We start from the raw sequence: 22,529 nt of genomic DNA, 5'->3' as shown, positions 1-22,529 counted from the left end.
GGTTTCGTGCCGGGGTTGGTCAGGCGTACAGCGCCGCGAGGGCGAGGCGAGCGGTCTGCGCGTCGTACCCCGAGGTGCGGTCGAAGTTGCCCAGCCGGCCGATGTCCGTGACGACGTTGAGGGCGGCGTGCACCAGCACCCGGGCGTCCGCGACCGGCACGTCGGGACGGGCCGCCCCGACCAGCCGCACCCACTCCTCGACGTGCATCCGCTGCGCACCACGCAGTTGGTGCCGGTCGGAGTCGGGCAGGTTGTTGTTCTCGGCCAGGTAGACCGCGACCAGGTCACTCTGGCCGAAGGCGAAGTCGATGTAGGCCCGCACGACCCGGTGCAGGGCGTCGGCCGGGTCGCTCGCCTCGGCGATGGCCGAGGTCGTCGCGCCGGTGAGCCGGTCGGTGGCCCGGAAGTACGCGGCGGCGAGCAGGTCGGCCTTGCTCGGGAAGTACCGGTAGACGCTCGACGCCTGCATGCCGGCGGCCCGCCCGATGTCCTCCACGGCGACGGCGTGGTACCCGTGCCTGTGGAACAGCCGGATCGCCTCGGTGAGCAGCAGTTCGCGCCGCGACGCCGGCCGCACCGGGGCCGTGGTCGAGGCTGCCCGGGGTGGCGGCGGCAACTGTGGGGCGTCGGCCCTCAGCAGGGTCCAGGCGACCCGGACGAGCAGTTGCCCGATGTCGGCGCCGCTGGTGGCCGCCCGGTAGGTGGTGACGCTGCCGAAGGCGCTCAGTGCCGCGTTGACAAGCAGCTCCGCCTGACCGGCGCCCAACTCGGGGCGCAGCCTGCGCAGCGGCTCGGCGATGCGGCCGACAAGTGTGGCCAGGCTGGTGCCGAACTCGCGGCGGTGCTCCCTGGTGAGATAGCGCCCCTCCCACTGGTAGAGGCCGCCGACGCGCCGTTTCTCCACGATGACGCTGGCGAGCGCGCGGAGCATCTCGTCGAGCACGTCCTCGGTGGCGGTCGCGGTCGGGTCGGCGGTTGCGGCCAGCAGCGCGCCGGTGATGTCGCGGGTGGCGTGCACCAGGATCGCGTACTTGTTCGGGAAGTGCCGGTACACCGCCGGGCCGCTGATCCCGACCACGGCGGCGATCTCGTCGACGGAGACACCGTGGTAGCCGCGCTCGCAGAACAGCTCCGCGCCGGCCAGGGCGATGCGGTCTTTGCGGTCCTTCGGCCGTTTAGTCAAGCCCGGTCCCGCCCCGCCCGCCGCTGTCCGCACCCCTACACGTTAGCGCTCCGTCGCGGATCGGTGGTGCAGGCCAGGGGCCTCGTTGTCGCCGGGCTGAGCCCAGAGGCCGCGACAGCCAGCGGGCTTCGCCGGTGGGGTGTCTTGACAAGCTGCGGAGTACTCGATGAAAGTTAGGGAAGATTCGCATTATCGCGAGCATCAAGGGGCTGAGGGGCATGGCGACCGAAGCGTTCATCTACGACGCGCTACGCACACCGCGCGGCCGGGGCAAACGGACCGGATCGCTGCACGGGGTTAAGCCGGTTTCGCTCGTCGTCGGCCTGATCGACGAGGTGCGGGGACGCATGCCAGGGCTGGATCCGGCCCGGATCGACGACGTCGTACTCGGTGTGGTCTCCCCGCTCGGCGACCAGGGTGCGGTCATCGCCAAGACGGCGGCCCTCGCGGCCGGCCTGCCCGACACGGTGGCCGGGGTCCAGGTCAACCGCTTCTGCGCCTCGGGCCTGGAAGCGGTGAACATCGCCGCGCAGAAGGTGCGCTCGGGCTGGGAGGACCTGGTCCTCGCCGGCGGTGTCGAGTCGATGTCCCGGGTGCCGATGGGGTCCGACGGCGGTGCGTGGGCGCTGGACCCGGAGACCAACCTGGGCACCGGCTTCGTGCCGCAGGGCGTCGGGGCCGACCTCATCGCCACCCTCGACGGCCGCACCCGGTCAGACGTCGACCGCTACGCGCTCCAGTCGCAGGCCCGCGCCGCCAAGGCCTGGGCGAACGGCTACTTCGCCCGCTCGGTGGTCCCGGTGCGGGACCGCAACGGCCTGGTGGTGCTCGACCACGACGAACACATCCGACCCGACTCCACCGCCGAGGGCCTCGGCGCACTGCCGGCCTCGTTCGCCGCCGTCGGCGAGCTGGGCTTCGACGCGGTCGCGTTGCAGCGGTACCACTGGGTGGAGCGGATCGAGCACGTGCACACCGCCGGCAACTCCTCCGGGATCGTCGACGGGGCGTCGCTCGTGGTGATCGGCAACGAGTCGGCGGGTGCGGCCGCCGGCCTGACCCCGCGGGCCCGGATCGTCGCCACCGCGCTCAGCGGCGCGGACCCCACAATCATGCTCACCGGGCCGGCCCCAGCCGCGCGCAAGGCACTGGCCAGGGCCGGCCTCGGTGTGGACGATCTCGATCTGGTCGAGATCAACGAGGCGTTCGCGGCGGTGGTGCTGCGCTTCGTCGACGACCTCGGGCTGAGCATGGACATCGTCAACGTCAACGGTGGGGCCATCGCGATGGGACACCCGCTCGGCGCCACCGGCGCCATGATTCTCGGCACCCTCGTCGACGAACTCGAACGGCGAGGCGGCCGGTACGGGCTGGCCACGCTCTGCGTCGGCGGCGGAATGGGCATCGCGACAGTCATCGAACGAGTCTGAGGAGCGGCGAATGGTCGGCACGATCCGGTGGGAGCGCGGCGAGGACGGGATCGTCCTGCTCACCCTCGACCACCCGGGGCGCTCGACGAACGTGATGGACGCCGAGTTCGCGGCCAGTCTCGACGCGACGGTGACCCGGCTCGAACAGGAGCGCGACCAGATCGCCGGGGTGATCCTCACCTCGGCCAAGAAGACCTTCTTCGCCGGTGGCGACCTGGCCTCCCTGCTGCGGCTGACCCCGGCCGACGCGGAAGCCACCGCCGCGAACGCGCGCCGCCTCCGGAGCGCGGTACGTCGGCTGGAGACCCTCGGCCGCCCGGTCGTCGCGGCGATCAACGGTTCCGCCCTGGGCGGCGGACTGGAGCTGGCGCTTGGCTGCCAGCACCGCATCGTGCTCGACGACCCCACGATCGAACTCGGGTTCCCCGAGGTCACCCTGGGATTGCTGCCCGGCTGCGGTGGCGTCGTACGCTCCGTGCGGCTGCTCGGCGTGATCGAGGCGCTCACCAACTGGCTGCTGCGCGGCCAGCGACACCGGCCGGCTGCCGCGCTCAGCCACGGACTCGTGGACGAGATCGCCGCCGACGAAGCCGCCATGATGGCGGCGGCCCGCGCCTGGATCGTGGCGAATCCGGACGCCACGCGGCCCTACGACCGCCCGGGTCACCGGATTCCGGGCGGCACTCCGAGCACTCCGTCGCTCGCCGTCCAGTTGCCGGTGCTGCCGGCCGCGCTGCGCAAGCAACTCAAGGGGGCGCCCTACCCGGCCCCGCGCAACATCCTCGCCGCAGCCGTGGAGGGGGCCCAGGTCGACCTCGACACCGCGTTCGAGATCGAAACCCGCTACTTCACCGAACTGGCGGTCGGCCAGATCTCCACAAACATGATCAAGGCACTCTTCTTCGACGTCCAGGCCGCCAACCAGCGGGACATCGGCGAGGGTCACCCGCCGCTCGACCGGGTCGCCGTGGTCGGTGCCGGCATGATGGGCGCCGCGATCGCCTACGTCTGCGCCCGGGCCGGCATGCGGGTCGTACTCAAGGACGTGACTGTCGAAGCCGCGTCGAAGGGCAGGGGATACTCGGTCGGCCTGCTCGACAAGGCCGTCGCGCGCGGCAGGTTCACGGCGGGCGAACGGGACGAGATCCTGGCCCGGATCACCCCGACGGCCGAGGTCGCCGACCTCTCCGGTGTCGACCTGGTGATCGAGGCGGTCTTCGAGGACCCCACGCTCAAGCACAAGGTCTACGCCGAGATCGAGCAGGTCGCCCCGGACGCGCTGATCGCCTCGAACACCTCGACGCTGCCCATCACCATGCTCGCCGAGGGCGTCAGCCGGCCGGAGGAGTTCATCGGCCTGCACTTCTTCTCCCCGGTGGACAGGATGCCGCTGGTGGAGATCATCCGAGGCGCACGTACCAGCGACGGCACGGTGCAACGCGCGCTCGGTCTGGTCCGGCGGCTGCGCAAGACACCAATCGTCGTCAACGACAGTCGGGGCTTCTTCACCAGCCGGGTCATCGGCACGTTCACCAACGAAGGGGTGTCGATGCTCGCCGAGGGGATCCCGGCGACGACGATCGAGCAGGCCAGCAGCCAGGCCGGATACCCCGCACCGGTCCTCGCGCTGATGGACGAGCTGACCCTGACCCTGCCCCGCAAGATCCGCCAGGAGACGGCCGCGGCGCTCGTCGCGGCCGGCGGCACCTGGCGACCACACGCCGCCGACGCCGTCATCGACCGGATGATCGACGAGTACGGCCGCCCCGGCCGCTCGGGCGGCGCCGGGTTCTACGACTACCGGGACGGCAGGCGCGCCGGGCTCTGGCCGGGCCTGCGGGACGCGTTCGGCGGTACCAACCTCGACGTGCCCTTCACCGACCTCGTGGAACGCATGCTCTTCGTCGAGGCGGTGGAGTCGGTGAAGTGCCTCGAGGAGGGCGTACTCACCTCGGTGGTCGACGCCAACGTCGGTTCCATCCTCGGCATCGGGTACCCGAGCTGGACCGGCGGTGTCCTGCAGTACGTCAACCAGTACCGGGGCGGGCTGCCCGGCTTCGTCGCCAGGGCACGCGAACTCGCGCAGCGCTACGGGGACCGGTTCGACCCGCCGCCGCTGCTGCTTGCCATGGCCGACCGGGGTGAGGTCTTCGAGTAGTCCGGCTGCCCGGCCGGTCCCGGGGGTGGGAGGGCGGTGGCCGCCGTGCGTTCAGGACGGCCGGCCACCGCCATCGGGCCACCCCTCACGGTCAGCGCAGCTGCTCGCTCAGGCCGAAGGTCTTGGCGATGATGTCCCGCTGGATCTCGCTGGTGCCGCCGTAGACGGTCGACACGATCGAGGAGCGGACCAGCCGCTCCATGTCGAACTCGGTCGCGTACCCGTAGCCGCCCATCATCTGCATGGCGTCCAGGGTGACCCGGCGGGCGGTCTCGGTCGCCTTGAGCTTCGCCATCGAGGACTCCCGGGGCAGTACGGTGTCCGGCGCCCGATCGACCTGGCGGGCGGTCGAGTAGACGAGCAACCGGGCGCACTCGATCTCGGTGGCGAGATCGGCCAGCCGGTGCCGGAGCACCTGGAACGAGCCGATCGGCCGGCCGAACTGGCGCCTGGCCTTCACGTAGTCGACCACGTCGTCGAAGGCGCGCTGGGCGGTGCCGAGCATGAGGCTGGCGAGGATGAGCCGCTCCAGGTTGAGCCCGGCCATCAGTTGCCGCCAGCCCTGGTCGAGCTGACCGACCACGGCAGTCGCGGGCAGCACGCAGTCGGTGAAGTAGAGGTCGTTGACCTCGCGGCCGCCCATGGTGTCGATGCCGGAGACGGTCAGGCCGGGTGCGTTCGCCGGGACCTGGAACATGGTCAGGCCCGCGTGCTCACCGGCCCGGCCGGAGGTGCGCGCCACGAGCAGGATGCGCTCGGCGAGGTGGGCGTTGGAGCACCAGGTCTTCTGCCCGTTGACGACGAACCCGTCGCCGTGGCGTTCCGCGCGGCAGCTCAGGTTGGCCACGTCGGAGCCGGCCTCGGGCTCCGACATCGCGATCGCCTCGATCGCGCCCCGGGCGACACCGGTCAGCACCAGCTTCTTCTGCTCGGCCGAGCCGAAGCGTTCGTACGCGGCGGCGACGATGATCGAGGTGGTGAAGCCGCCGATCGGGGCGAGTGCCTTCGAGGTCGCCTCGAGGAACAGGCAGAGTTCGACCATTCCCGCGCCGCCACCGCCGTACTCCTCGGGCAGCGCGAGCCCGAGCCAGCCGAGGTCGGCCATCTTCCGGTACAGCTCGGGGCTGTGGTTGTCCCGCCCGCCGTCGGTGAGTGCGTGGCGCTGGGCGCGGGTGCCGGCCTCGCGCCGGCAGAAGTCCTGCACGGCCGCCAGGAAGGATCGTTGCTCGTCGGTCCATTCCACAGCTGTTCCTCCTAGCAGACGAGGGGATTGACAACCAGGCTAGACTATCGAATATCAAATGTCAGGAGGCGCGGCTCATGTCGTCCACCGTTGAGCAACCCCCTCGACTGCACGTCGTCGACCGAGTCACCGGTGAGCAGATCGCCGACTACGACCTCGCGGACGAGGCGTCCGTGCGGGCCGCGGTGCAGCGCGCCCGGGACGCCGCGGCCTGGTGGGCCGCCCAGGGGGCCGGCCGGCGCCGACGTCACCTGCTCGCGTTCAAGGCCCTGGTCGCCGACCGCGTCGACGAGCTGGCCGAGCTCATCCGCGCCGAGACGGGCAAACCGATCGCCGGGGCGCTGCTCGAGGTGATGCTCACCATCGAGCATCTCGACTGGGCCGCCCGGCACGCCGAGCGGGTGCTCAGGCGTCGTACGGTCCCCTCCGGACTGCTCTCGTTCAACCAGGCCAGCAGTGTGGAGTACGTGCCGTACGGCGTGGTCGGCGTGATCGGGCCGTGGAACTATCCGGCCTACACCCCGATGGGCTCCATCTCGCACGCGCTGGCCGCCGGCAACGCGGTGGTGTTCAAGCCGAGCGAGTTCACCCCCGGCGTCGGGGTCTGGCTCGCGGCGCGCTGGGCGGAGCTGCTGCCCGACCAGCCGGTCCTACAGGTCGTGACCGGCGGCGCGGCGACCGGAGCCGCGCTGTGCCGCAGCACCGTCGACAAGGTCGCCTTCACCGGTTCGGCGGCCACCGCCCGCGCCGTGATGGCCGCCTGCGCGGAGCGCCTCGTCCCGGTCGTGATCGAGGGCGGCGGCAAGGACGCGATGATCGTCACCGCCGATGCCGACGTCGAGGCGGCCGCCCGGGCCGCGCTCTTCGGCGGTCTCGGCAACGCCGGCCAGACCTGCGCCGGAGTCGAGCGCGTCTACGTCGAGGCGCCGGTCCACGAGGACTTCCTGACCCGGCTGGCCAACCTGATGCGGGACGTCAAACCCGGTGCCGAGCTGGACGCGGCGTACGGTCCGATGAGCACACCGACCCAGCCCGAGATCATCCGGCGGCACGTCACTGACGCCATCGAGATGGGCGCCCGGGCGGTCGTCGGTGGCGCCGACTCGGTACGTCCGCCGTTCGTCGAGCCGGTGCTGCTGGCCGACGTACCCGAGCAGAGTGCGGCGGTCACCGACGAGACGTTCGGCCCGGTGATCGTGGTGAACCGGGTCGCCGACGCCGACGAGGCGGTACGGCGGGCCAACGCCACCGGCTACGGGCTCGGCGCTTCGATCTTCACGCGTCGTCGTCGCCACGGGCTGGCGCTGGCCGCCCGACTGCGGGCGGGCGCGGTGTCGATCAACTCGGTACTCGGCTACGCCGGAGTGCCGGCACTGCCCTTCGGCGGCGTCGGCGACTCCGGGTTCGGGCGGGTCCACGGCGCCGACGGACTGCGCGAGTTCAGCCGGTCCAGATCGGTGACCTGGCAGCGGTTCCGGCCGGCGATCGACGTGATGACGTTGCGGCCCACGGCGTCCGCGATGCGGACCGCGCTGGCGATGTTCAAGCTGCGCCACGGTCGCCGGTGAACTCACGCCTTCCACACGCCGAGTTCGTCGAGGTGCTTGACCAGCCGCTCGGCGCCGTCGATGAAGTGGCGGGCCATGATCGGCCGGGCCGCCTCCGGGTCGTTGGCCTCGAGCGCCGCCAACAGCGCCTCGTGATCGGTGGCCATCGCCGCCCGCCACTCCGGACTGGCGGCGTAGAACCGTGCCGGCGTGTAGCGGGTCACCGCCCGCAGCATCCAGGAGAGCTTACGGGCGTCGGCCAGCCGGTTTATGCTCCGATGGAACTCGTATTCGAGTGTCTCGACGCGGGTCACCTGGCGCGTCTGGGCGGCCCGGCACAGCCGCTGGTGCTGCTGGGTCAGATCCTTCAACTGGGCCGGGGTGATGGTGACGGCGACCCGGGCGGCGAGTTCACCCGCGATGGTCCCCTGCAGGCCGAACACGTCGAAGATGTCCTGTCTGGACAGTGGGGCCACCACGTGGCCACGGCGCGGTTGTAGCTCGACCATGTCCTCGGCGCGCAGCATCAACAGGGCCTCCCGGACCGGGGTGATGCTCAGTCCCGTCTCCTGGGCGACCTCCTCGAGGCGGATCCGCTCGCCCGGTCGCAGCTGCCCGAACATGATCCGGTCGCGCAGCAGGCTCGCCACCGTTTCCGACAGCTGCGGACGGGACACGTCATGGCTCTTGTTTCGCTCGGGCACTCCATAACATTATCAAATGTCAAAAATAGCGAGGTCTCGCCCGCTATCGACCAGGGAGCTTTGCCGATGAGTACGTCCGTTGCCGACGCCGAGCCGGCCGGGCCGGGCCTGCGGGTCGCCACCGCCAGCGACGGGGTTCGCACCATCTGGTTCTACCGGCCCGATCACCGCAACAGCATGACGCTGGAGATGTTCCAGGGCTACTACGCCGCATTGCGGGACGCCGACGCCGACCCGGCCGTACGGGCCGTCGTGGTGACCGGCGCGGGGGACTGGTTCTGTGCCGGTGCCGATCCGGCCGCCCTGCAAGCGCTGCTCGACGCCGAGCACCGGGACCAACTGGTGCACTCCCTGGGCTTCGACCCGCACCTGCCGATGACCCTGGGTACCCCGATCGTCGCGGCGGTCAACGGCGGTGCCGCCGGCCTGGGCCTGGTGCACGCCCTCTACGCGGACATCCGGTTCCTCGCCGCCGAGGCGCGGCTGGCCACCGCGTTCAGCCGGCTCGGCCTGGTCGCCGAGTACGGCAGCGCCTGGCTGTTGCCCCGACTGGTCGGCGTGGGCAACGCCCTGGACCTGCTGGTGTCGGGGCGCAAGATCGATGCTGCCGAGGCGCTCCGGATGGGGCTGGTGCAGCGGGTGCTGCCGCGCGCCGAGGTGCTCTCCGCAGCCCAGGCGTACGCCTCGGACCTCGCCGCGTCCTGCTCGCCGACCTCCATGGCGGTGATCCGCCGCCAGGTCTACTCGGGGCTGGAGACCGGCATCGCCGAGGCGGCCGCCGACGCGGTCGGGTTGATGACCACCTCCCTGGCCGGCGCGGACTTCGGCGAGGCGCTCGCCGCGCAGGCCCAACGCCGTCAGCCCAGCTTCGCGGCCCGGGGGCGCTGATGACCGGCCCGACGCCGTCAGCCGAGCCTCGCGGCCCGGAGCCGCTCACGACCGGCCCGGAGCCGCTCACGACCGGCCCGGAGCCGCTCACGACCGGCCCGGAGCCGCTCACGAGCGGCCCGCAGGGGGAGGCCCGGAGCGGACCGCTGGCCGGGGTGCGGGTCGTGGAACTGGCCGGGATCGGGCCGGGTCCGTTCGCGACGATGCTTTTGGCCGACCTGGGCGCCGACGTGGTGCGTGTCGACCGCCCCGAACCGGGCCCGCTGCTTACCGGCGACCCGAGCCGTGACCTGCTCAACCGGGGGAAACGGTCGATCGTCGTGGACCTCAAGCACCCCGACGGCGCCGAGGTGGTGCTCGGGCTGACCGGGCAGGCCGCGATCGTGATCGAGGGGTGGCGGCCGGGCGTGGCCGAGCGGCTCGGCATCGGGCCGGAGGCGGCGCTGGCCGGCAACCCGGCCCTGGTCTACGGCCGCATGACCGGATGGGGGCAGCACGGGCCGCTGGCCCGCACCGCCGGCCACGACATCGACTACATCGCCGTCGCGGGAGCGCTGCATCCGATCGGCCATCCGGCCGGGCCGCCGCAGGTGCCGCTCAACCTCGTCGGCGACTTCGGCGGCGGAGCGCTCTATCTCGTCGTCGGTTGCCTGGCCGCCCTGCACGTGGCCCGGACGACCGGGCGCGGCCAGGTGGTCGACGCGGCAATCGTCGATGGTACGGCGCACCTGACCACCATGTTCTCGGGTCTGCTCGCCGGAGGCGCCTGGTCCACCGAGCGGGGACGGAACCTGCTCGACGGCGGGGCGCCGTTCTACAGCGTCTACGCCACCGCCGACGGTGCACACCTGGCCGTCGGTGCACTCGAACCGCAGTTCTACGCCGAACTGTTGCGGGTGCTCGGGCTGGCCGACGCCGACCTGCCGGCCCAGTACGACGTCGAGGGGTGGTCACTGTTGCGGGAGCGCTTCGCGGCGGTCTTCGCCACCCGTACCCGGGACGAGTGGACGGAGTTGTTCGACGGTACCGACGCCTGCGTGGCGCCGGTGCTGTCGCTGGCCCAGGCGCCACACCACCCGCACCTGGCGGCCCGGGGGACGTTCGAGGAGCACTTCGGTGTCCGGCAGCCCGCCGTGGCACCCCGGCTGTCGCAGACCCCTGGCGCGATCGGCGGCGAGCCGCCCCGGCCGGGCGCGCACACCGAGACGGTACTCGCCGAGTGGGGTCTCGGCGCGCACCTTCCGCGGTGGCTGGACAGCGCCGCCGTAACCCAGACCGGAGGAGGTCACTGATGCGCATCGCGGTGCCACTGGAGTACGCCGGGGACCCCAGGACCAGCGCGGACGTGCTGGCGAGCTGGGAGGAGGACGGGCTCGACGTGGCCTGGGTGTCTGAGGCGTACGGCTTCGACGCGCCGACCATCATGGGGTACCTCGCCGCCAAGACGTCCCGGATGCAGATCGGGTCGGCGATCCTGCCGCTCTTCTCCCGTACCCCGGCGCTGCTGGCCCAGACCGCCGCCGGGCTGGACGCGGTCTCGGGCGGCCGGGCGATCCTCGGCGTCGGCGCGTCCGGTCCACAGGTGATCGAGGGATGGCACGGTCTCGCCTACGACCGGCCGCTGGCGCGTACCCGGGAACTGATCCGGATCTGCCGGCAGGTGTGGCGGCGCGAGACGCTCGTCAACGACGGCATCTACCGGCTGCCGCTGCCCGCCGAGGAGGGCACCGGTCTGGGGAAGCCGCTGAAGCTGCTCACCCGTCCGGTGCGGGAGAAGATCCCGATCTACGTGGCCGCGCTCGGCGACCGGAACGTGCAGATGACGGCCGAACTCGCCGACGGCTGGCTGCCGTTCCTCTACGCGCCGGAGCAGGCGGCCGAGGTCTGGGGTGCCGCCCTGGCCCGGGGCCGGGCGAAACGGGCCGCAGACCTCGGGCCGCTCGAGGTCGTCGCCGGTGGACCGCTCGCCATCGGTACCGACGTGACGCGGCTGCGGGACCTCGCCCGGCCGCTGGTCGCGCTGTACGTCGGCGGCATGGGTGCCAAGGGGCGCAACTTCTATCACGACCTGGTGTGCCGGTACGGCTACGCCGCCGAGGCCGACCGGATCCAGGAGCTGTACCTGGCCGGTCACAAGGCCGAGGCCGCCGCCGCCGTACCGGTCGAGCTGTTGGAGCGCACCAGCCTGATCGGACCCGAGGCGTACGTGCGGGACCGGGTGCAGGCGTACCGCGACGCGGGGGTCACCATCCTCAACGTGACGCCGCTCGGCCCCGAACCGCGACGCCTCATCGCCGCGGTCAAGGACATGGCGCAGTAGACGACCCGACAAGGGAGCTGATGCAGAGGTGGACCGCACCATCTTCTCCGACGACCACCGGGCCTTCGCCGAACTGGTGCGGGCCTTCATCCGCAAGGAGATCACCCCGCACCACGAACGGTGGGAGCAGGACGGGGTCGTCGACCGTGCCGTGTGGCGGGCCGCCGGCAGCGCCGGGCTACTCGGCTTCTTCGTCGACGAACGCTACGGCGGCGGCGGTACGCCGGACCGGCGCTTCAACGCCATCCTCACCGAGGAACTGGCCCGGGCCGGTGCCAGCGGTCCCGCGTTCGGCCTGCACAACGACATCATCGGGCCGTACCTGACCGACCTGACGAACGAGGAACAGCGGCAACGGTGGCTGCCGGGCTTCTGTTCCGGCGAGATCATCACCGCGATCGCCATGTCCGAGCCGGGTGCCGGCAGTGACCTCCAGGGCATCGGCACCACTGCGGTGCGGGACGGCGACAGCTACGTGCTGAACGGGCAGAAGACCTTCATCAGCAACGGCATCCTCGCCGACCTGGTCATCGTGGTGGCCCGGACCGACCCGGCCGCCGGGCACCGCGGGATCAGCCTGCTGGTGGTCGAGCGGGGAATGGTCGGGTTCGAGCGGGGCCGCAACCTCGACAAGATCGGGCAGAAGGCGCAGGACACCGCCGAGCTGTTCTTCTCCGACGTGCGGGTGCCGGCAGCGAACCTGCTGGGGGAGGAGGGCAGGGGCTTCGGGTACCTGATGCGGAACCTTCCCGCCGAGCGGTTGTCGATCGCGGTCGCCGCCCTCGCCGGGGCCGAGGCGGTGTTCGAGCAGACCGTCGCCTACTGCAAGGAGCGGCACGCGTTCGGTGCGCCGATCGGCAGTTTCCAGCACAACCGGTTCGTACTGGCCGAACTCGCCACCGAGCTGCGCATCGGCCGGGTCTTCGTCGACCAGTGCCTGGTCGAGCCGGCGCTCACCGCGGAGACGGCGGCGATGGCGAAGTGGTGGTGCACCGAGTTGCAGCAGCGCACCGTGGACCGGTGCCTCCAACTGCACGGCGGTTACGGCTACATGCGGGAGTACCCGGTGGCGAGGGCGTACCTGGACGCCCGGGTGCAGACCATCTACGGCGGCACCACCGAGATCATGAAGGAGCTGATCGGCCGCTCCATGGGGCTCTGACCGCGGCCCATCGTCACCTGGCGCGGGCGTGCGCCGTCGTCACATGGCTTCGGCGCCCGCCCTGATCGCCTCGCGGATCCGGAAGTACGTGCCGCAGCGGCAGATGTTGCGCAGACCGTCGAGGTCGGCGTCGGTGATGGCCCTGCCCTCGGCGGCCACCCGGCGGACCAGCGCCACCGCCGCCATGATCTGGCCGGGCTGGCAGTAGCCGCACTGGGCGACGTCGAAGTCCAGCCAGGCCTGCTGCATCGGGTGCAGCTCCCTCCCGACCGTGGCCGGCAGCCCTTCGATCGTGGTGACCTCGTCGGTCGGCTGGAGGTCCCCGACCGGGATCGCGCACGGGTTCACCTCTCTGCCGTTGAGGTGGCTGGTGCACGCCTTGCAGACGTTTATCCCGCAGCCGTACTTCGGTCCGGTGATGCCGAGGATGTCGCGCAGTACCCACAACAGGCGCTCGTCGTCGTCGACGTCGACGGTGACCTGCTCGCCGTTGACGCGGAATGTGTGCTCCGGCACTCGGATCTCCTTGGCTCAGCGCGCGTGGTTCAGGCCGTCGGTCGGGGAGGCGGGGATGGGCGGCACGGTCGGTTTGGGCGGGAACGAGATGGTGCCGTGGTTGATCGGGAAAGTGGTCGGCATCGTCCCGGTGGCCCGGCCGTACGCGCAGGCCACCGCGGCCATCGACGTGGCGACGCCCAGTTCCCCGGCGCCGCCGGGCTTGTCGGAGGTGTTCGGCATGACGATGATCCGCAGGTCCGGCGGGGTGTTCCACTGCCGGGTGTAGAAGTAGTTGTCCCAACTGGCTTCCAGGAAATAGCCGTCGCGCAGGTGCAGGCTGGAGGTCAGCGCCAGCGCGATGCCGTCCATCACGCAGCCCATCATCTGTGCCTCCAGACCGCGGGGGTTGACGACGAGTCCCACGTCGACGGCGATGACCACTTTGGTCACCCGTGGCCCGGCCACGCCGTCCCGGATCGGGCGGTTGACGGTTTCGGGCCGGCAGTCGATCTCGACCAGGACGGCGCTGACCGCCTTGTACTCGGCGTGGAAGGCGATGCCCTGCGCGGTACCGGCCGGCATCGTCCGCCCCCAGTTGCCGACCTCGGCCACCTTCGTCAGCACCGCCCGGGAGCGGTCGTCACGGAGGAAGTCGCGCCGGAACCGGTACGGGTCCTTGCCCATCCGGGCGGCGAGCTGGTCGACGATCAGCTCCCGGGCGCAGGTGACGTCGGGTGAGTACACGTTGCGCATGCTGCCGGTGTTGAAGCTCTTGTCGGTCTCGCTGAGCAGCCGGCTGGTGACGCCGAAGTTGTAGGACATGGTCTGGCTGAACTGGAAGAACGTCTCGGAGATGCCGATGTCGCCGATCGGCAGCCGGGCGGCCATCGCGGTGATGATCTCGCCGAGCCCGTGGCTGAGGTCGGTCGAGACGCTCGTGTGCCGCTGCTCGTAGCCGAGCACCGTGTTGCCGAGGTAGCTGGCCCGGACCCGTGAGGTGGCCATCGGGTGGGTACGGCCCTGGCGGGCGTCGTCGGCCCGGTGCCACATCAGTTTGACTGGCTTGCCGATCCGCTGGGACACCTCGGCGGCCTCCAGCGCGGCGTCGAAGAAGAGTCTGCGCCCGAAGGAGCCGCCTCCCTCGGTGACGTGCACGGTGACCCGGTCGGGTGGCAGCCTGAGCTTGGCGGCGATTGTCTGCTTGGCCACGATCGGGGACTTCAGCGCCGACCAGATCTCGGCACGGTCGGCCCGGACGTCGGCGATCGCGCAGTTGGGTTCCAGCGCGCTGTTGCTGCGGAAGTGGAAGGTGAACCTGCCCTCCACCACCGGCGTCGGTGGTCGTAGTCCCATCGGCAGCTCGGCGGCTGCCAGTGACCGTAGTACCGTCTGGTCGGACTTGCCCTCGGCGCTGCCAGGCCCCCAGGAGACCCGCAGCGCGCGTACGGCGTCGATGCACCGGCCGAAGGTCTCGGCCCGGACCGCCACGCCGGTGGAGATCACCACGACGTCGGTGACGCCCGGCATGGCCCGGACCTCGCCGAGGTTGGCGACCGAGCCGACCCTGCCGTTGATTGTCGGCGGCCGGCACACCATCGTCGGCTTCGCGCCGGGCACGTCAAGGTCCATCGCGAACCGCTTGCGCCCGGTCACCGCCTCCAGCGCGTCGATCCGGTTGTGTGGCCTGCCGATGACGGTGAAACTCTCCCGGGCGGCGAGTTCGACGGGCACCTGTAGCGTTCGCAGGCTCGCCGCCTTCTCGGCGAGTCCACCGATGTCGACGCGGTTGCCGGAGCGATCGGTGATAACTCCGGCCTTCAGCGTCAGGTCGGTGACCGCCGAGCCGAACTCGGTGGCGGCGGCCTCCAACAACCGGCGCCGGGCGACGGCGGCGGCGACCCGGATCGGCGTGTAGGTGGCGATCGTGGTGTTCGACCCGCCGGTGAGCTGGTTGAACACCAGTTCCGGCCGGGCGTCGGCCAGGGTGACCCGGACCCGGCGCAGCGGCACTGACAGCTCCTCGGCGATGAGCATCGCCGTCGAGGTGGTGATGCCCTGCCCCACCTCGGCCCGGGGCAGGTCGAACGAGACCGTCCCGTCCGGGTCCACCTCGACCGAGATCAGGCCCGACGTCGGCAGCGCCGCCGCGGTCATGATGTCGTTGAGGTCGAGCAGTTCAGTGATCTCCGGGCTGGGCAGCTCGGCGGCGGCGGCCTGGGCCGGACCGTACTCGGCCGCGGTCACCAGGATCGGTGCGGCCAGGACGTACCCCAGGAACCGCCGCCGTCCGACGGGTCCGGTCATCGCGTCACCAGTTGGTCCGGTCATCGTCGGGCTCACTCGGGACGGTTCATGGTGGGAATCTCGATCTTGGTCTCCCGGCCCTTGGTCAGATAGAACATGATGTACCGCCGGACTGCCTCGTCGAGGACCCAGGCGGCCTCCGGCACCAGCGGCAGCGGGATGAGGCCCTCGCGGAATCTCACCAGCAGTGGCCAGGCGGTGGTGATCAACGGACCCCACACCGGCTCGCGCCGGATGCCGTTCCAGTCGGCCACCTGGTCGCCCACCAGATAACGGGCCAGCGCGTTGCAGAGCGGCCGGCTGATGCTGGCCGGGCTGGTCTGCTCGGCGAGCTGGCCGAGCAGGATGTCGGTCAGGATGACGCCCTCGCGGGTCGGTCCCATGTTCCGTGGCAGCACCTGGTCCGACTGGGCGTACGCCGCCGCCCAGGTGGCGGGGATGTACTCGTCCCTGATCCCGAGCAGGTGCGCGGTCACCTGCCACAGGTGCAGGTAGGCGGCGGAGTCGGCGGCGGTCAGCGGGACCTGCCACTCGCGCAGCTTGCGCATGGCGTAGGTCGGCAAGGTGTGCCAGGTGACCAGCATGTCCTCCTGGCTGATCGGGATCCCGTCGGTCCAGTGCGGGGACTTCTGCAGCAGGTGCCGTACCGCCGCGTGCACCAGGCGGGTCTTCACGGCCTCCACGATGCAACTGCCGTCGGGCCGGAAGGCGTTGAGCGACCCGACCGCGAAGCCCAGGATGCTGGTCTTGGCGACCCGGTCCTCCATGTCCGCGCCGCCCAGCGAGTAGTAGACCGCCCGGGCCTCCTTGGGGATGGCGGTGCTCAGCATGCCGCCACCCACCCCGTTGAGCAGGTTGAGATAGAACCCCCGGGACTTGTTGAACTCGGCGGCGGCCTCCAGCTTGGCGCGGTCCACCCAGGACGGCAGTTGACGTGCGCTCTCCATGAAGTCCCGAAGGTCCGCCGGCAGCCCGGCGGGCAGGGGCTGGTCGTTCCGGGTCCAGTTCCACAGCAGGCGGTTCACCTCGGGCACGGCGCCGCGGTCGATCAGCGACGCGACAAGCGGGTCGGCCTCCTCGTCCCACACCCACCGGGGATCTTCCCCGGCGCCGGCGCCCGCGATGGAGCCGCTCGGTGCCCAGGTCCAGGGCGTCGTGGGGCCGGCCTGCACCGGGGACGCCATGCCCATCGCGCCGAGCGCGCCCAACGCGCCGCCCGAGATCAAGATCTTTCGCCTGCTCAGCTCGGCCATGTCGCGAACCCCTTCCCGGGCTCCAGATGATATGCAGATACGGTACGTGTTTCTCTGTATCTTCGACGGCGTGCAGTGGACCCTGTCGAAAGATCTCGGGAGAGCCGTATTTCGCCGGACAATGGAAGTCGGACTGCGCCGGGCGGGCCGGCAACCCGGCGCGACAGGGCGCGTCGAATCAGGACGGGCGGTTGGTGACCGGAATCTCGATGCTGATCGGCCGCGCCTCGGAGAGGAAGAGCAGGGCCGCCTTGCGCAGGAACTCGTCGAACAGCCAGTACGCCTGCGGAGCCAGCGGGAACGGCAGCAGTCCTTCGCGGACGGCGATGAACGGCGCCCAGGCCGTCCGCAGCAGTGTGTCCCAGACCGGCTCCCGGGGGATGCGCAGCCACTGCGCGATCTGGTCACCGAGCATGAAGCGGGTGAACGAGCCGAGGATCGGCTTGCTGAGGATGCCGGCGTCCACCGGGGTACCGAGGCTGAGCAGGATGTCGGCCAGCTTGATCCCCTCGGGTGTCGGGGCCAGCACCGGCGTGAGGACCTGCTCGGCCTGGCTGTTGGCCTCGGCCCAGGTGGCGGGGATGTACTCGTCCCTGATGCCGAGCATGTGCGCGGCCAGCTGCCAGGAGTGCAGGAAGGCGTCGGACTCGGCGGTGGGGATCGGGACCCGCCAGTCGACCATCTTCTGCATGACTGTCGTCGGCAGGCTGTGCCAGGTGACCATCATGTCCCGCTGGCTGATCGGGATCTCCTCGTCGGCGACGTTCGACCAGTGCGGCGACTGGGGCAGCAGGTGGCGTACCGCCGCGTGCACCAGGCGCGTCTTGACGCAGGTCACGACCATCTCGCCGTCGGGCTGGTAGGCGTTGCGGGATCCGATGTCGTACCCGAGCTTGGCGGTCTTGGAGATGCGGTCCTTCATGTCCGCGCCGCCCATCGAGTAGTAGACCGCGCGCGCCTCCTTCGGGATGACAGTGCTCATCATGCCGCTGGCCAGCCCGTACAGCACGCCGAGATAGAGCCCGCGCTTCTCGTTGAAGTCCACCGCCCTGGCCAGCTTGCGCTGGTCGACCCAGGACGGCATCTGCCGGGCGTGCTCCATGAAGTCCCGCAGGTCGGCCGGGAGTCCGGCCGGCAACGGCTGGCCGTTCTTGGTCCAGGTGCGCAGCAGTTCGTTGACCCTGGGTACGTCGCCCCGGTCGAGCAGCGAGGCGACAAGTGGGTCGGCCTCCTCGTCCCACACCCACCGCGGGTCCGCGCCGGCTCCGGTGCCCACCACCGAGCCCTTGGGTGACCAGGTCCACACCGCTGCCTGCCCGGGGGCGGCGACGGTCAGCGCACCGAGCGCGCCCAGGGCCCCACCCGCTTGCAACACTCTGCGTCTGCTCACGTTGTCCATGCCGTCGTCCTCCTAGCAGGAGCATCTGATACGATGAAACGCATGTTGCATCTGTGTAACGCGTATGACACCACAAGGTGTCGACGACCACAAGCCCCGTTGTAAATATTCATTTCCGGCGACATTTCGGCCGAGGAGGCGATCGTGGAACCCGCAGTGTCGGAGTCGTTGCTGGAGCGTGCGTACATTGACGCCATTGAGCAGGTCGACGACCTGGACGAGACCCGGACGCGTCTGCTCGACGCGGCGTACGAGCAGTTCTGCCGGATGGGCATCCAACGCTCCACAATGGAGGACGTGGCTCGGCTGGCCCGGGTCTCCCGGATCACCGTCTACCGGCGGTACGCCTCCAAGAACGCCCTCGTCGAACACGTCGTACGCCGGGAGTTCCGCAGGTACTTCGACCAGTTCCTCAAGGACATCGAGCACGCCGAGACCGTGGCCGACCGGGTGGTGCTCGGCTTCGTCAGCTCGCTGCGGGTCATCCGGGGCAACCCGCTGATCGGCGGCCTGCTGGCCGCGGAGCCGAACCTGCTCGTGCCGTCCATGGTCAGCGACGGCGGCCACACGCTCGCCACCGTGCGACGGTTCGTCGCCGGCCAGTTGCGCCGCGAGCAGCGTGCCGGCAACGTCTCGGCCGACCTGGACGCCGACCTGGTGGCCGAGATGATGGTCCGGGTCTCCGCCTCCTTCCTGGCGATCCCCAGCCATCTCATCGACCTGGACGACGACGAGAAGCTCGCCGCCGTGGCCCGGCAGTTCCTCGTGCCGATGCTGGAGCCGGCGACCTCGGCCGGGCAGTCGAAGACGGGCCGAGCGACCTCGTCGCACGCCCGGCCCGACCGGTGAGGGAGGATCCGCCCGGCATGCAGGCGAGCGGGGCACCCGGCGAAGGCGCCCGGGACGTGGCGGCACGAATCAGGACCTTCGTCGACCAGCAGGTCATCCCGGTGGAACGCGAACTCGGGACGGACCCGCAGCTCCGGGCGAGGCTGCGCGCGGCAGCCCGGGACGCCGGGGTCTTCGCACCCTCGGTACCCGTCGAGTACGGCGGCCTGGGACTGTCGATCGTGGAGCAGGCGGACGCGCTCGAAGCAGCCGGCCGGAGCCTGCACGGTCCCTTCGTGACGAACTGCGCGGCACCCGACGAGGGGAACATGACGCTGCTGGAGCGCGTCGGCACGCCGGCCCAACGCGAGGCGTACCTGAGGCCGCTGGCCGCCGGCGAGGTGCGCTCGGCGTTCGCGATGACCGAGCCCGCTCCGGGCGCGGGATCCGACCCCGGGGCACTGCGCACGACCGCGGTGCGCGACGGCGGCGACTGGCTGATCGACGGCGAGAAATGGTTCATCACCGGCGCGGACGGCGCCGCCTTCTTCATCGTGATGGCCCGCACCGGTGCCGCCGCCGCGACGATGTTCCTGGTCGACGCAGGCGCCGCCGGCCTCACCGTCGGCCGGCACATCCCCACGATCGACCACGGCTTCACCGGCGGGCACTGCGAGGTGACCTTCGAACGGTGCCGGGTGCCGGCCTCCGCCGTGCTGGGCGAGGTCGACCGCGGCTTCGCCAACGCGCAGGCCCGGCTCGGGCCCGCCCGGCTCACCCACTGCATGCGCTGGCTCGGCCTGGCCGGCCGGGCCCACGACATCATGCTCGGGTACGCCGTCGGCCGGGAGATGTTCGGCAGCCGGCTGGCGGATCTCGGTCTCGCCCAGCACCTCATCGCCGAGAACGAGATCGACATCGCCGCGTCCCGGGCGCTGATCCGCACCGCCGCCGCGGCTCTCGACGAGGGCGCCCGCGCCAGCGCCGAAACGTCGATCGCCAAGACGTTCGTCTCCGAGGCCGTGGGCCGGATCATCGACCGGTCCGTCCAGTTGTGCGGCGCGCAGGGCGTCTCCCACGACCTGCCACTGGCACAGTTCCTCGCCGAGGTGCGCCCGTTCCGGATCTACGACGGCGCCTCCGAGGCGCACCGCTGGGCGTTGGCGCGCCGCGCCGTCCGGCGCTTCGAGGCCGCCCGGGCGAAAGGCACGCATGACTGAGACAGACCTGAGCCCACCCGGCCTGCGGCTCGGCCCGATCGGGGCCTATCTCGGCGAACACCTGCCCGGAGCCGACCCGGCCGCGCCGTGGCACGCCGAGCTGCTCGCCGGTGGCCGGAGCAACCTGACGTACCGGATCAGCCAGGGTGACAGGTCCTGGGTGCTGCGCCGTCCGCCGCTCGGGCACGTCATGCCCAGGGCGCACGACATGGCCCGGGAGTACCGCGTCCTGCGTGGCCTCGACCGGACAGCCGTGCCGAGCGCCCGGCCGCACCTGCTCTGCGAGGACCCGACCGTCGTCGGCGCGCCGTTCCTGGTCATGGACCATGTCGACGGCGTCGTCCTGTCGTCCGCGGTGGACACCGCCGGGTTCGACGCCGAGCGGGCGGGGGCGATCACCGACGCCCTGGTCCGGACCCTGACGGTCCTGCACGACACCGACCTCGACGGGACCGGACTCGAAAGCTTCGGCCGCCCCGCCGGATACCTAGGCCGGCAGGTCGCGCTCTGGACCGCGCAGTGGGAACGGACGAAGGTACGCGACGTGCCGGGCGTCGGGCGGCTCGCGGGCTGGCTGGCGGCGCGGGTGGCGGCGTTCGCCGACCGGCCGTGGGCACTCGTGCACGGCGACTACCGCCTGGACAACCTCATCTTCGCGCCGGACTCCGCCCAGGTCCGCGCGGTGCTGGACTGGGAGATGGCCGCGCTCGGCGACCCGGTGTGCGACCTCGCCCTGCTGCTCGTCTACTGGACGGAGCCGGGCGACGTGCTGCGGCGGCGGGTACCTGTCGCGCTCGGCGTGACGGACGGGCCGGGCTTCGGTGACCGCGTGGCCCTGCTGCGGCGGTACACCGCCGTACGGCCGGTCGACCGCGACCACCTCGACGCCTGCCTGGTCCTCACCTGTCTCAAGCTCGCGGTCATCATGGAGTCGATCTACTTTCGCCACCTGCGGGGGCAGCACCTGGGTACCGACGCCGCCGGGATGGCCGAGGCGGCCCCGGCGCTGGTGGAACTGGGCCTGCGCGTCGGCGACGGGCAGGGCATCGAGGCACTGCGGTCGTGAAGTGGGCCGCGCGAAGAGGGACGTTGACGAGGAGCATGGTGGAGGGACAACTCCAGGGCAAGGTCGCCTGGGTCACCGGAGCGGGTCGTGGCGTCGGCGCGGCGGTCGCGCAGGGACTGGCGGAGGCCGGCGCGAGCGTGATCCTCCAGGCGCGGGCCGTCGACACGCTCCAGGAGGTACGCGACCGGATCGTGGCCGGCGGCGGCACGGCGGAGATCGTCGTCGGCGACGTCACCGACCCCGCCACCGCGGATGAGGTCGTGGCGCTGGCCCGGCAGCGGTGGGGGCGCCTCGACATCCTGGTCAACAACGCCGGGATCAGTCCGCTGCTGGAACGCACCGAGCGGCTCAGCCTGACCGACTGGCAGCAGGTGATCGACACCAACCTCTCCGGCGTCTTCGTCTGCGCCCGCGCCGCCGGTGCGATCATGATCGAGCAACGTGCCGGCAGCATCGTCAACATGTCGTCGGTGCACGGGCAGGTCGGCTTCCCGAGACTGGCTGCCTACAGCGCCAGCAAGGGCGGCGTCGAGCAGCTCACCCGGACCCTGGCGCTGGAATGGGCACCCGTCGGCGTACGGGTCAACGCGGTCGCCCCGGGATACCTGGAAACTCAGATGACGGAAGGGCTGCGCAACAACGACACCTGGTCGGCGCGGCTGCGCGAGCGGATCCCGATGGGCCGGTTCGGCCGGCCACAGGAGGTCGTCGGAGCAGTGGTGTTCCTGGCCTCGGAGAGCGCCAGCTATGTCACCGGCAGCATCCTGCACGTGGACGGCGGCTGGACCGCGCAGTGACGACGGCTGGCTCCCCGGTCAGGGGAGGTCGCTGTCGCCGCCGAGGTTGTCGATGAAGCGGCGCAGTACGTTAAGCGTGGCGACGTACTCCGTGGTGCTGATGCCCTGGTGCATCTGCTCGTGTGCCCGGCCGGCGCGCTCTTTGGCGCGGAGCCGGCCCGCCTCGCCGGCCTCGGTGAGCGACAACGTGCCGTCGGTCTCGACCAGCCAGCCCCGGGCGACCAGGTCGTCGAGCATCTCCGCGAAGTCGATGTCGAGATCGTCAAAGGGCTGGAGTCGTTCGGTGAGTGCGGCTCGGCTCCACGTGCCTGGTGAGCCGGCGACGTGGTTGAGCGTCCACCAGTGCGGCTGGGTCAGCTGCTCCTTCGCCAGATCTGCCCGGATGCGCCCGACCACCGCCCGGTACGCCGCACCGCTCCAGTAACCGATCGCCTGCGCGGCCAGTTCTTCCTCGGAGTACTGCTTGATCACCATGACTGCCCGCTTCCCTGTGTCTGACTGGACAGGTGCGACCGTAGGTCCTCAAGCA

19 protein-coding genes are annotated in these 22,529 nt (G+C 71.0%); 11 read left to right on the top strand and 8 right to left on the bottom strand.

Going from position 1 to position 22,529, the window contains the following annotated elements; all coding sequences use genetic code 11:
* Nucleotides 1–19 precede the first annotated feature (19 nt).
* A complete protein-coding gene (locus tag CLT71_RS16615; protein WP_486483300.1) occupies nt 20–1,183 on the bottom strand; it encodes a TetR/AcrR family transcriptional regulator in 1,164 nt (387 codons plus the stop codon).
* 218 nt (nt 1,184–1,401) lie between these two features.
* Between CLT71_RS16615 and CLT71_RS16610 the strand changes: the two genes are divergently transcribed.
* Nucleotides 1,402–2,613 carry an acetyl-CoA C-acetyltransferase gene (locus CLT71_RS16610; RefSeq protein ID WP_101367914.1) on the top strand — a complete coding sequence of 404 codons (1,212 nt, stop codon included), beginning with the start codon at nt 1,402–1,404 and terminating at the stop codon, nt 2,611–2,613.
* Nucleotides 2,614–2,623: 10 nt separating this feature from the next.
* On the top strand, nt 2,624–4,771 hold the full coding sequence (locus tag CLT71_RS16605) for a 3-hydroxyacyl-CoA dehydrogenase NAD-binding domain-containing protein (protein WP_101367913.1): 2,148 nt from the start codon (nt 2,624–2,626) through the stop codon (nt 4,769–4,771).
* A gap of 91 nt (nt 4,772–4,862) precedes the next feature.
* On the opposite strand, the gene CLT71_RS16600 is transcribed toward CLT71_RS16605, so the two are convergent.
* Nucleotides 4,863–6,014, bottom strand: coding sequence for an acyl-CoA dehydrogenase family protein (locus CLT71_RS16600; protein ID WP_101367912.1), 1,152 nt, complete (start codon nt 6,012–6,014; stop codon nt 4,863–4,865).
* A gap of 77 nt (nt 6,015–6,091) precedes the next feature.
* Here CLT71_RS16600 and CLT71_RS16595 point away from each other — a divergent pair, with 77 nt between their 5' ends.
* Complete coding sequence (locus CLT71_RS16595; RefSeq protein WP_101367911.1) at nt 6,092–7,582, top strand: aldehyde dehydrogenase family protein; 1,491 nt, start codon at nt 6,092–6,094, stop codon at nt 7,580–7,582.
* A gap of 2 nt (nt 7,583–7,584) precedes the next feature.
* Here CLT71_RS16595 and CLT71_RS16590 read toward each other — a convergent pair whose 3' ends face one another.
* A complete protein-coding gene (locus CLT71_RS16590) occupies nt 7,585–8,238 on the bottom strand; it encodes a GntR family transcriptional regulator (protein WP_486483299.1) in 654 nt (217 codons plus the stop codon).
* A 93-nt stretch (nt 8,239–8,331) separates the two neighbouring features.
* Here CLT71_RS16590 and CLT71_RS16585 point away from each other — a divergent pair, with 93 nt between their 5' ends.
* Genes CLT71_RS16585 through CLT71_RS16570 form a run of 4 tightly spaced genes read left to right on the top strand, consistent with a single transcriptional unit; the run spans nt 8,332 to nt 12,635 of the window.
* Nucleotides 8,332–9,153 (top strand): enoyl-CoA hydratase-related protein, encoded by an 822-nt coding sequence (locus tag CLT71_RS16585; protein WP_101367909.1) that lies wholly within the window; start codon nt 8,332–8,334, stop codon nt 9,151–9,153.
* Nucleotides 9,153–10,445: a CaiB/BaiF CoA transferase family protein gene (locus CLT71_RS16580; RefSeq protein WP_101367908.1), complete on the top strand. Its 1,293-nt coding sequence runs from the start codon at nt 9,153–9,155 to the stop codon at nt 10,443–10,445. The genes CLT71_RS16585 and CLT71_RS16580 overlap by 1 nt, the downstream gene beginning before the upstream one ends.
* Nucleotides 10,445–11,473, top strand: coding sequence for an LLM class F420-dependent oxidoreductase (locus tag CLT71_RS16575; protein ID WP_101367907.1), 1,029 nt, complete (start codon nt 10,445–10,447; stop codon nt 11,471–11,473). Before CLT71_RS16580 ends, CLT71_RS16575 begins: the two co-directional genes overlap by 1 nt.
* A 28-nt stretch (nt 11,474–11,501) precedes the next feature.
* The gene (locus CLT71_RS16570) at nt 11,502–12,635 is read left to right on the top strand and encodes an acyl-CoA dehydrogenase family protein (protein WP_101367906.1); all 1,134 of its coding nucleotides are present in this window, start codon (nt 11,502–11,504) and stop codon (nt 12,633–12,635) included.
* 39 nt (nt 12,636–12,674) lie between these two features.
* Here the strand turns inward: CLT71_RS16570 and CLT71_RS16565 are convergent, their stop codons facing one another.
* From CLT71_RS16565 to CLT71_RS16550, 4 genes are all read right to left on the bottom strand, one after another.
* Complete coding sequence (locus tag CLT71_RS16565) at nt 12,675–13,151, bottom strand: (2Fe-2S)-binding protein (protein ID WP_101367905.1); 477 nt, start codon at nt 13,149–13,151, stop codon at nt 12,675–12,677.
* A gap of 15 nt (nt 13,152–13,166) precedes the next feature.
* On the bottom strand, nt 13,167–15,461 hold the full coding sequence (locus CLT71_RS16560; RefSeq protein WP_101371509.1) for a molybdopterin cofactor-binding domain-containing protein: 2,295 nt from the start codon (nt 15,459–15,461) through the stop codon (nt 13,167–13,169).
* An 8-nt stretch (nt 15,462–15,469) separates the two neighbouring features.
* Nucleotides 15,470–16,690, bottom strand: a complete 1,221-nt coding sequence (locus CLT71_RS16555) for an oxygenase MpaB family protein (RefSeq protein ID WP_101367904.1) — start codon at nt 16,688–16,690, stop codon at nt 15,470–15,472.
* 178 nt (nt 16,691–16,868) lie between these two features.
* Complete coding sequence (locus CLT71_RS16550) at nt 16,869–18,089, bottom strand: oxygenase MpaB family protein (RefSeq protein ID WP_101367903.1); 1,221 nt, start codon at nt 18,087–18,089, stop codon at nt 16,869–16,871.
* 144 nt (nt 18,090–18,233) lie between these two features.
* On the opposite strand from CLT71_RS16550, the gene CLT71_RS16545 reads away from it, so the two are divergent.
* Genes CLT71_RS16545 through CLT71_RS16530 form a run of 4 tightly spaced genes read left to right on the top strand, consistent with a single transcriptional unit; the run spans nt 18,234 to nt 22,000 of the window.
* Nucleotides 18,234–18,938 (top strand): TetR/AcrR family transcriptional regulator, encoded by a 705-nt coding sequence (locus CLT71_RS16545; RefSeq protein WP_101367902.1) that lies wholly within the window; start codon nt 18,234–18,236, stop codon nt 18,936–18,938.
* A 17-nt stretch (nt 18,939–18,955) separates the two neighbouring features.
* Nucleotides 18,956–20,137, top strand: a complete 1,182-nt coding sequence (locus CLT71_RS16540; RefSeq protein ID WP_101367901.1) for an acyl-CoA dehydrogenase family protein — start codon at nt 18,956–18,958, stop codon at nt 20,135–20,137.
* Nucleotides 20,130–21,203 carry a phosphotransferase family protein gene (locus CLT71_RS16535; RefSeq protein WP_101367900.1) on the top strand — a complete coding sequence of 358 codons (1,074 nt, stop codon included), beginning with the start codon at nt 20,130–20,132 and terminating at the stop codon, nt 21,201–21,203. Before CLT71_RS16540 ends, CLT71_RS16535 begins: the two co-directional genes overlap by 8 nt.
* 23 nt (nt 21,204–21,226) lie before the next feature.
* The gene (locus tag CLT71_RS16530; RefSeq protein WP_486483298.1) at nt 21,227–22,000 is read left to right on the top strand and encodes an SDR family NAD(P)-dependent oxidoreductase; all 774 of its coding nucleotides are present in this window, start codon (nt 21,227–21,229) and stop codon (nt 21,998–22,000) included.
* Nucleotides 22,001–22,018: 18 nt separating this feature from the next.
* On the opposite strand, the gene CLT71_RS16525 is transcribed toward CLT71_RS16530, so the two are convergent.
* Nucleotides 22,019–22,474: a MarR family transcriptional regulator gene (locus CLT71_RS16525; RefSeq protein ID WP_199187617.1), complete on the bottom strand. Its 456-nt coding sequence runs from the start codon at nt 22,472–22,474 to the stop codon at nt 22,019–22,021.
* Nucleotides 22,475–22,529 lie beyond the last annotated feature (55 nt).

Source organism: Plantactinospora sp. CNZ320 (assembly GCF_002846275.1).
Note: the sequence above shows the minus strand (reverse complement) of the source record. Positions and strands in the feature narration are given on the sequence as shown.

Bases quoted from the DNA above. Each gene is read 5' to 3' on its own strand.
- CLT71_RS16610 (WP_101367914.1), top strand. From the start codon at position 1,402: ATGGCGACCGAAGCGTTCATCTACGACGCGCTACGCACACCGCGCGGC.
- CLT71_RS16605 (WP_101367913.1), top strand. From the start codon at position 2,624: ATGGTCGGCACGATCCGGTGGGAGCGCGGCGAGGACGGGATCGTCCTG.
- CLT71_RS16595 (WP_101367911.1), top strand. From the start codon at position 6,092: ATGTCGTCCACCGTTGAGCAACCCCCTCGACTGCACGTCGTCGACCGA.
- CLT71_RS16585 (WP_101367909.1), top strand. From the start codon at position 8,332: ATGAGTACGTCCGTTGCCGACGCCGAGCCGGCCGGGCCGGGCCTGCGG.
- CLT71_RS16580 (WP_101367908.1), top strand. From the start codon at position 9,153: ATGACCGGCCCGACGCCGTCAGCCGAGCCTCGCGGCCCGGAGCCGCTC.
- CLT71_RS16575 (WP_101367907.1), top strand. From the start codon at position 10,445: ATGCGCATCGCGGTGCCACTGGAGTACGCCGGGGACCCCAGGACCAGC.
- CLT71_RS16560 (WP_101371509.1), bottom strand. From the start codon at position 15,461: ATGACCGGACCAACTGGTGACGCGATGACCGGACCCGTCGGACGGCGG.
- CLT71_RS16555 (WP_101367904.1), bottom strand. From the start codon at position 16,690: ATGGCCGAGCTGAGCAGGCGAAAGATCTTGATCTCGGGCGGCGCGTTG.
- CLT71_RS16550 (WP_101367903.1), bottom strand. From the start codon at position 18,089: ATGGACAACGTGAGCAGACGCAGAGTGTTGCAAGCGGGTGGGGCCCTG.
- CLT71_RS16540 (WP_101367901.1), top strand. From the start codon at position 18,956: ATGCAGGCGAGCGGGGCACCCGGCGAAGGCGCCCGGGACGTGGCGGCA.
- CLT71_RS16535 (WP_101367900.1), top strand. From the start codon at position 20,130: ATGACTGAGACAGACCTGAGCCCACCCGGCCTGCGGCTCGGCCCGATC.
- CLT71_RS16525 (WP_199187617.1), bottom strand. From the start codon at position 22,474: ATGGTGATCAAGCAGTACTCCGAGGAAGAACTGGCCGCGCAGGCGATC.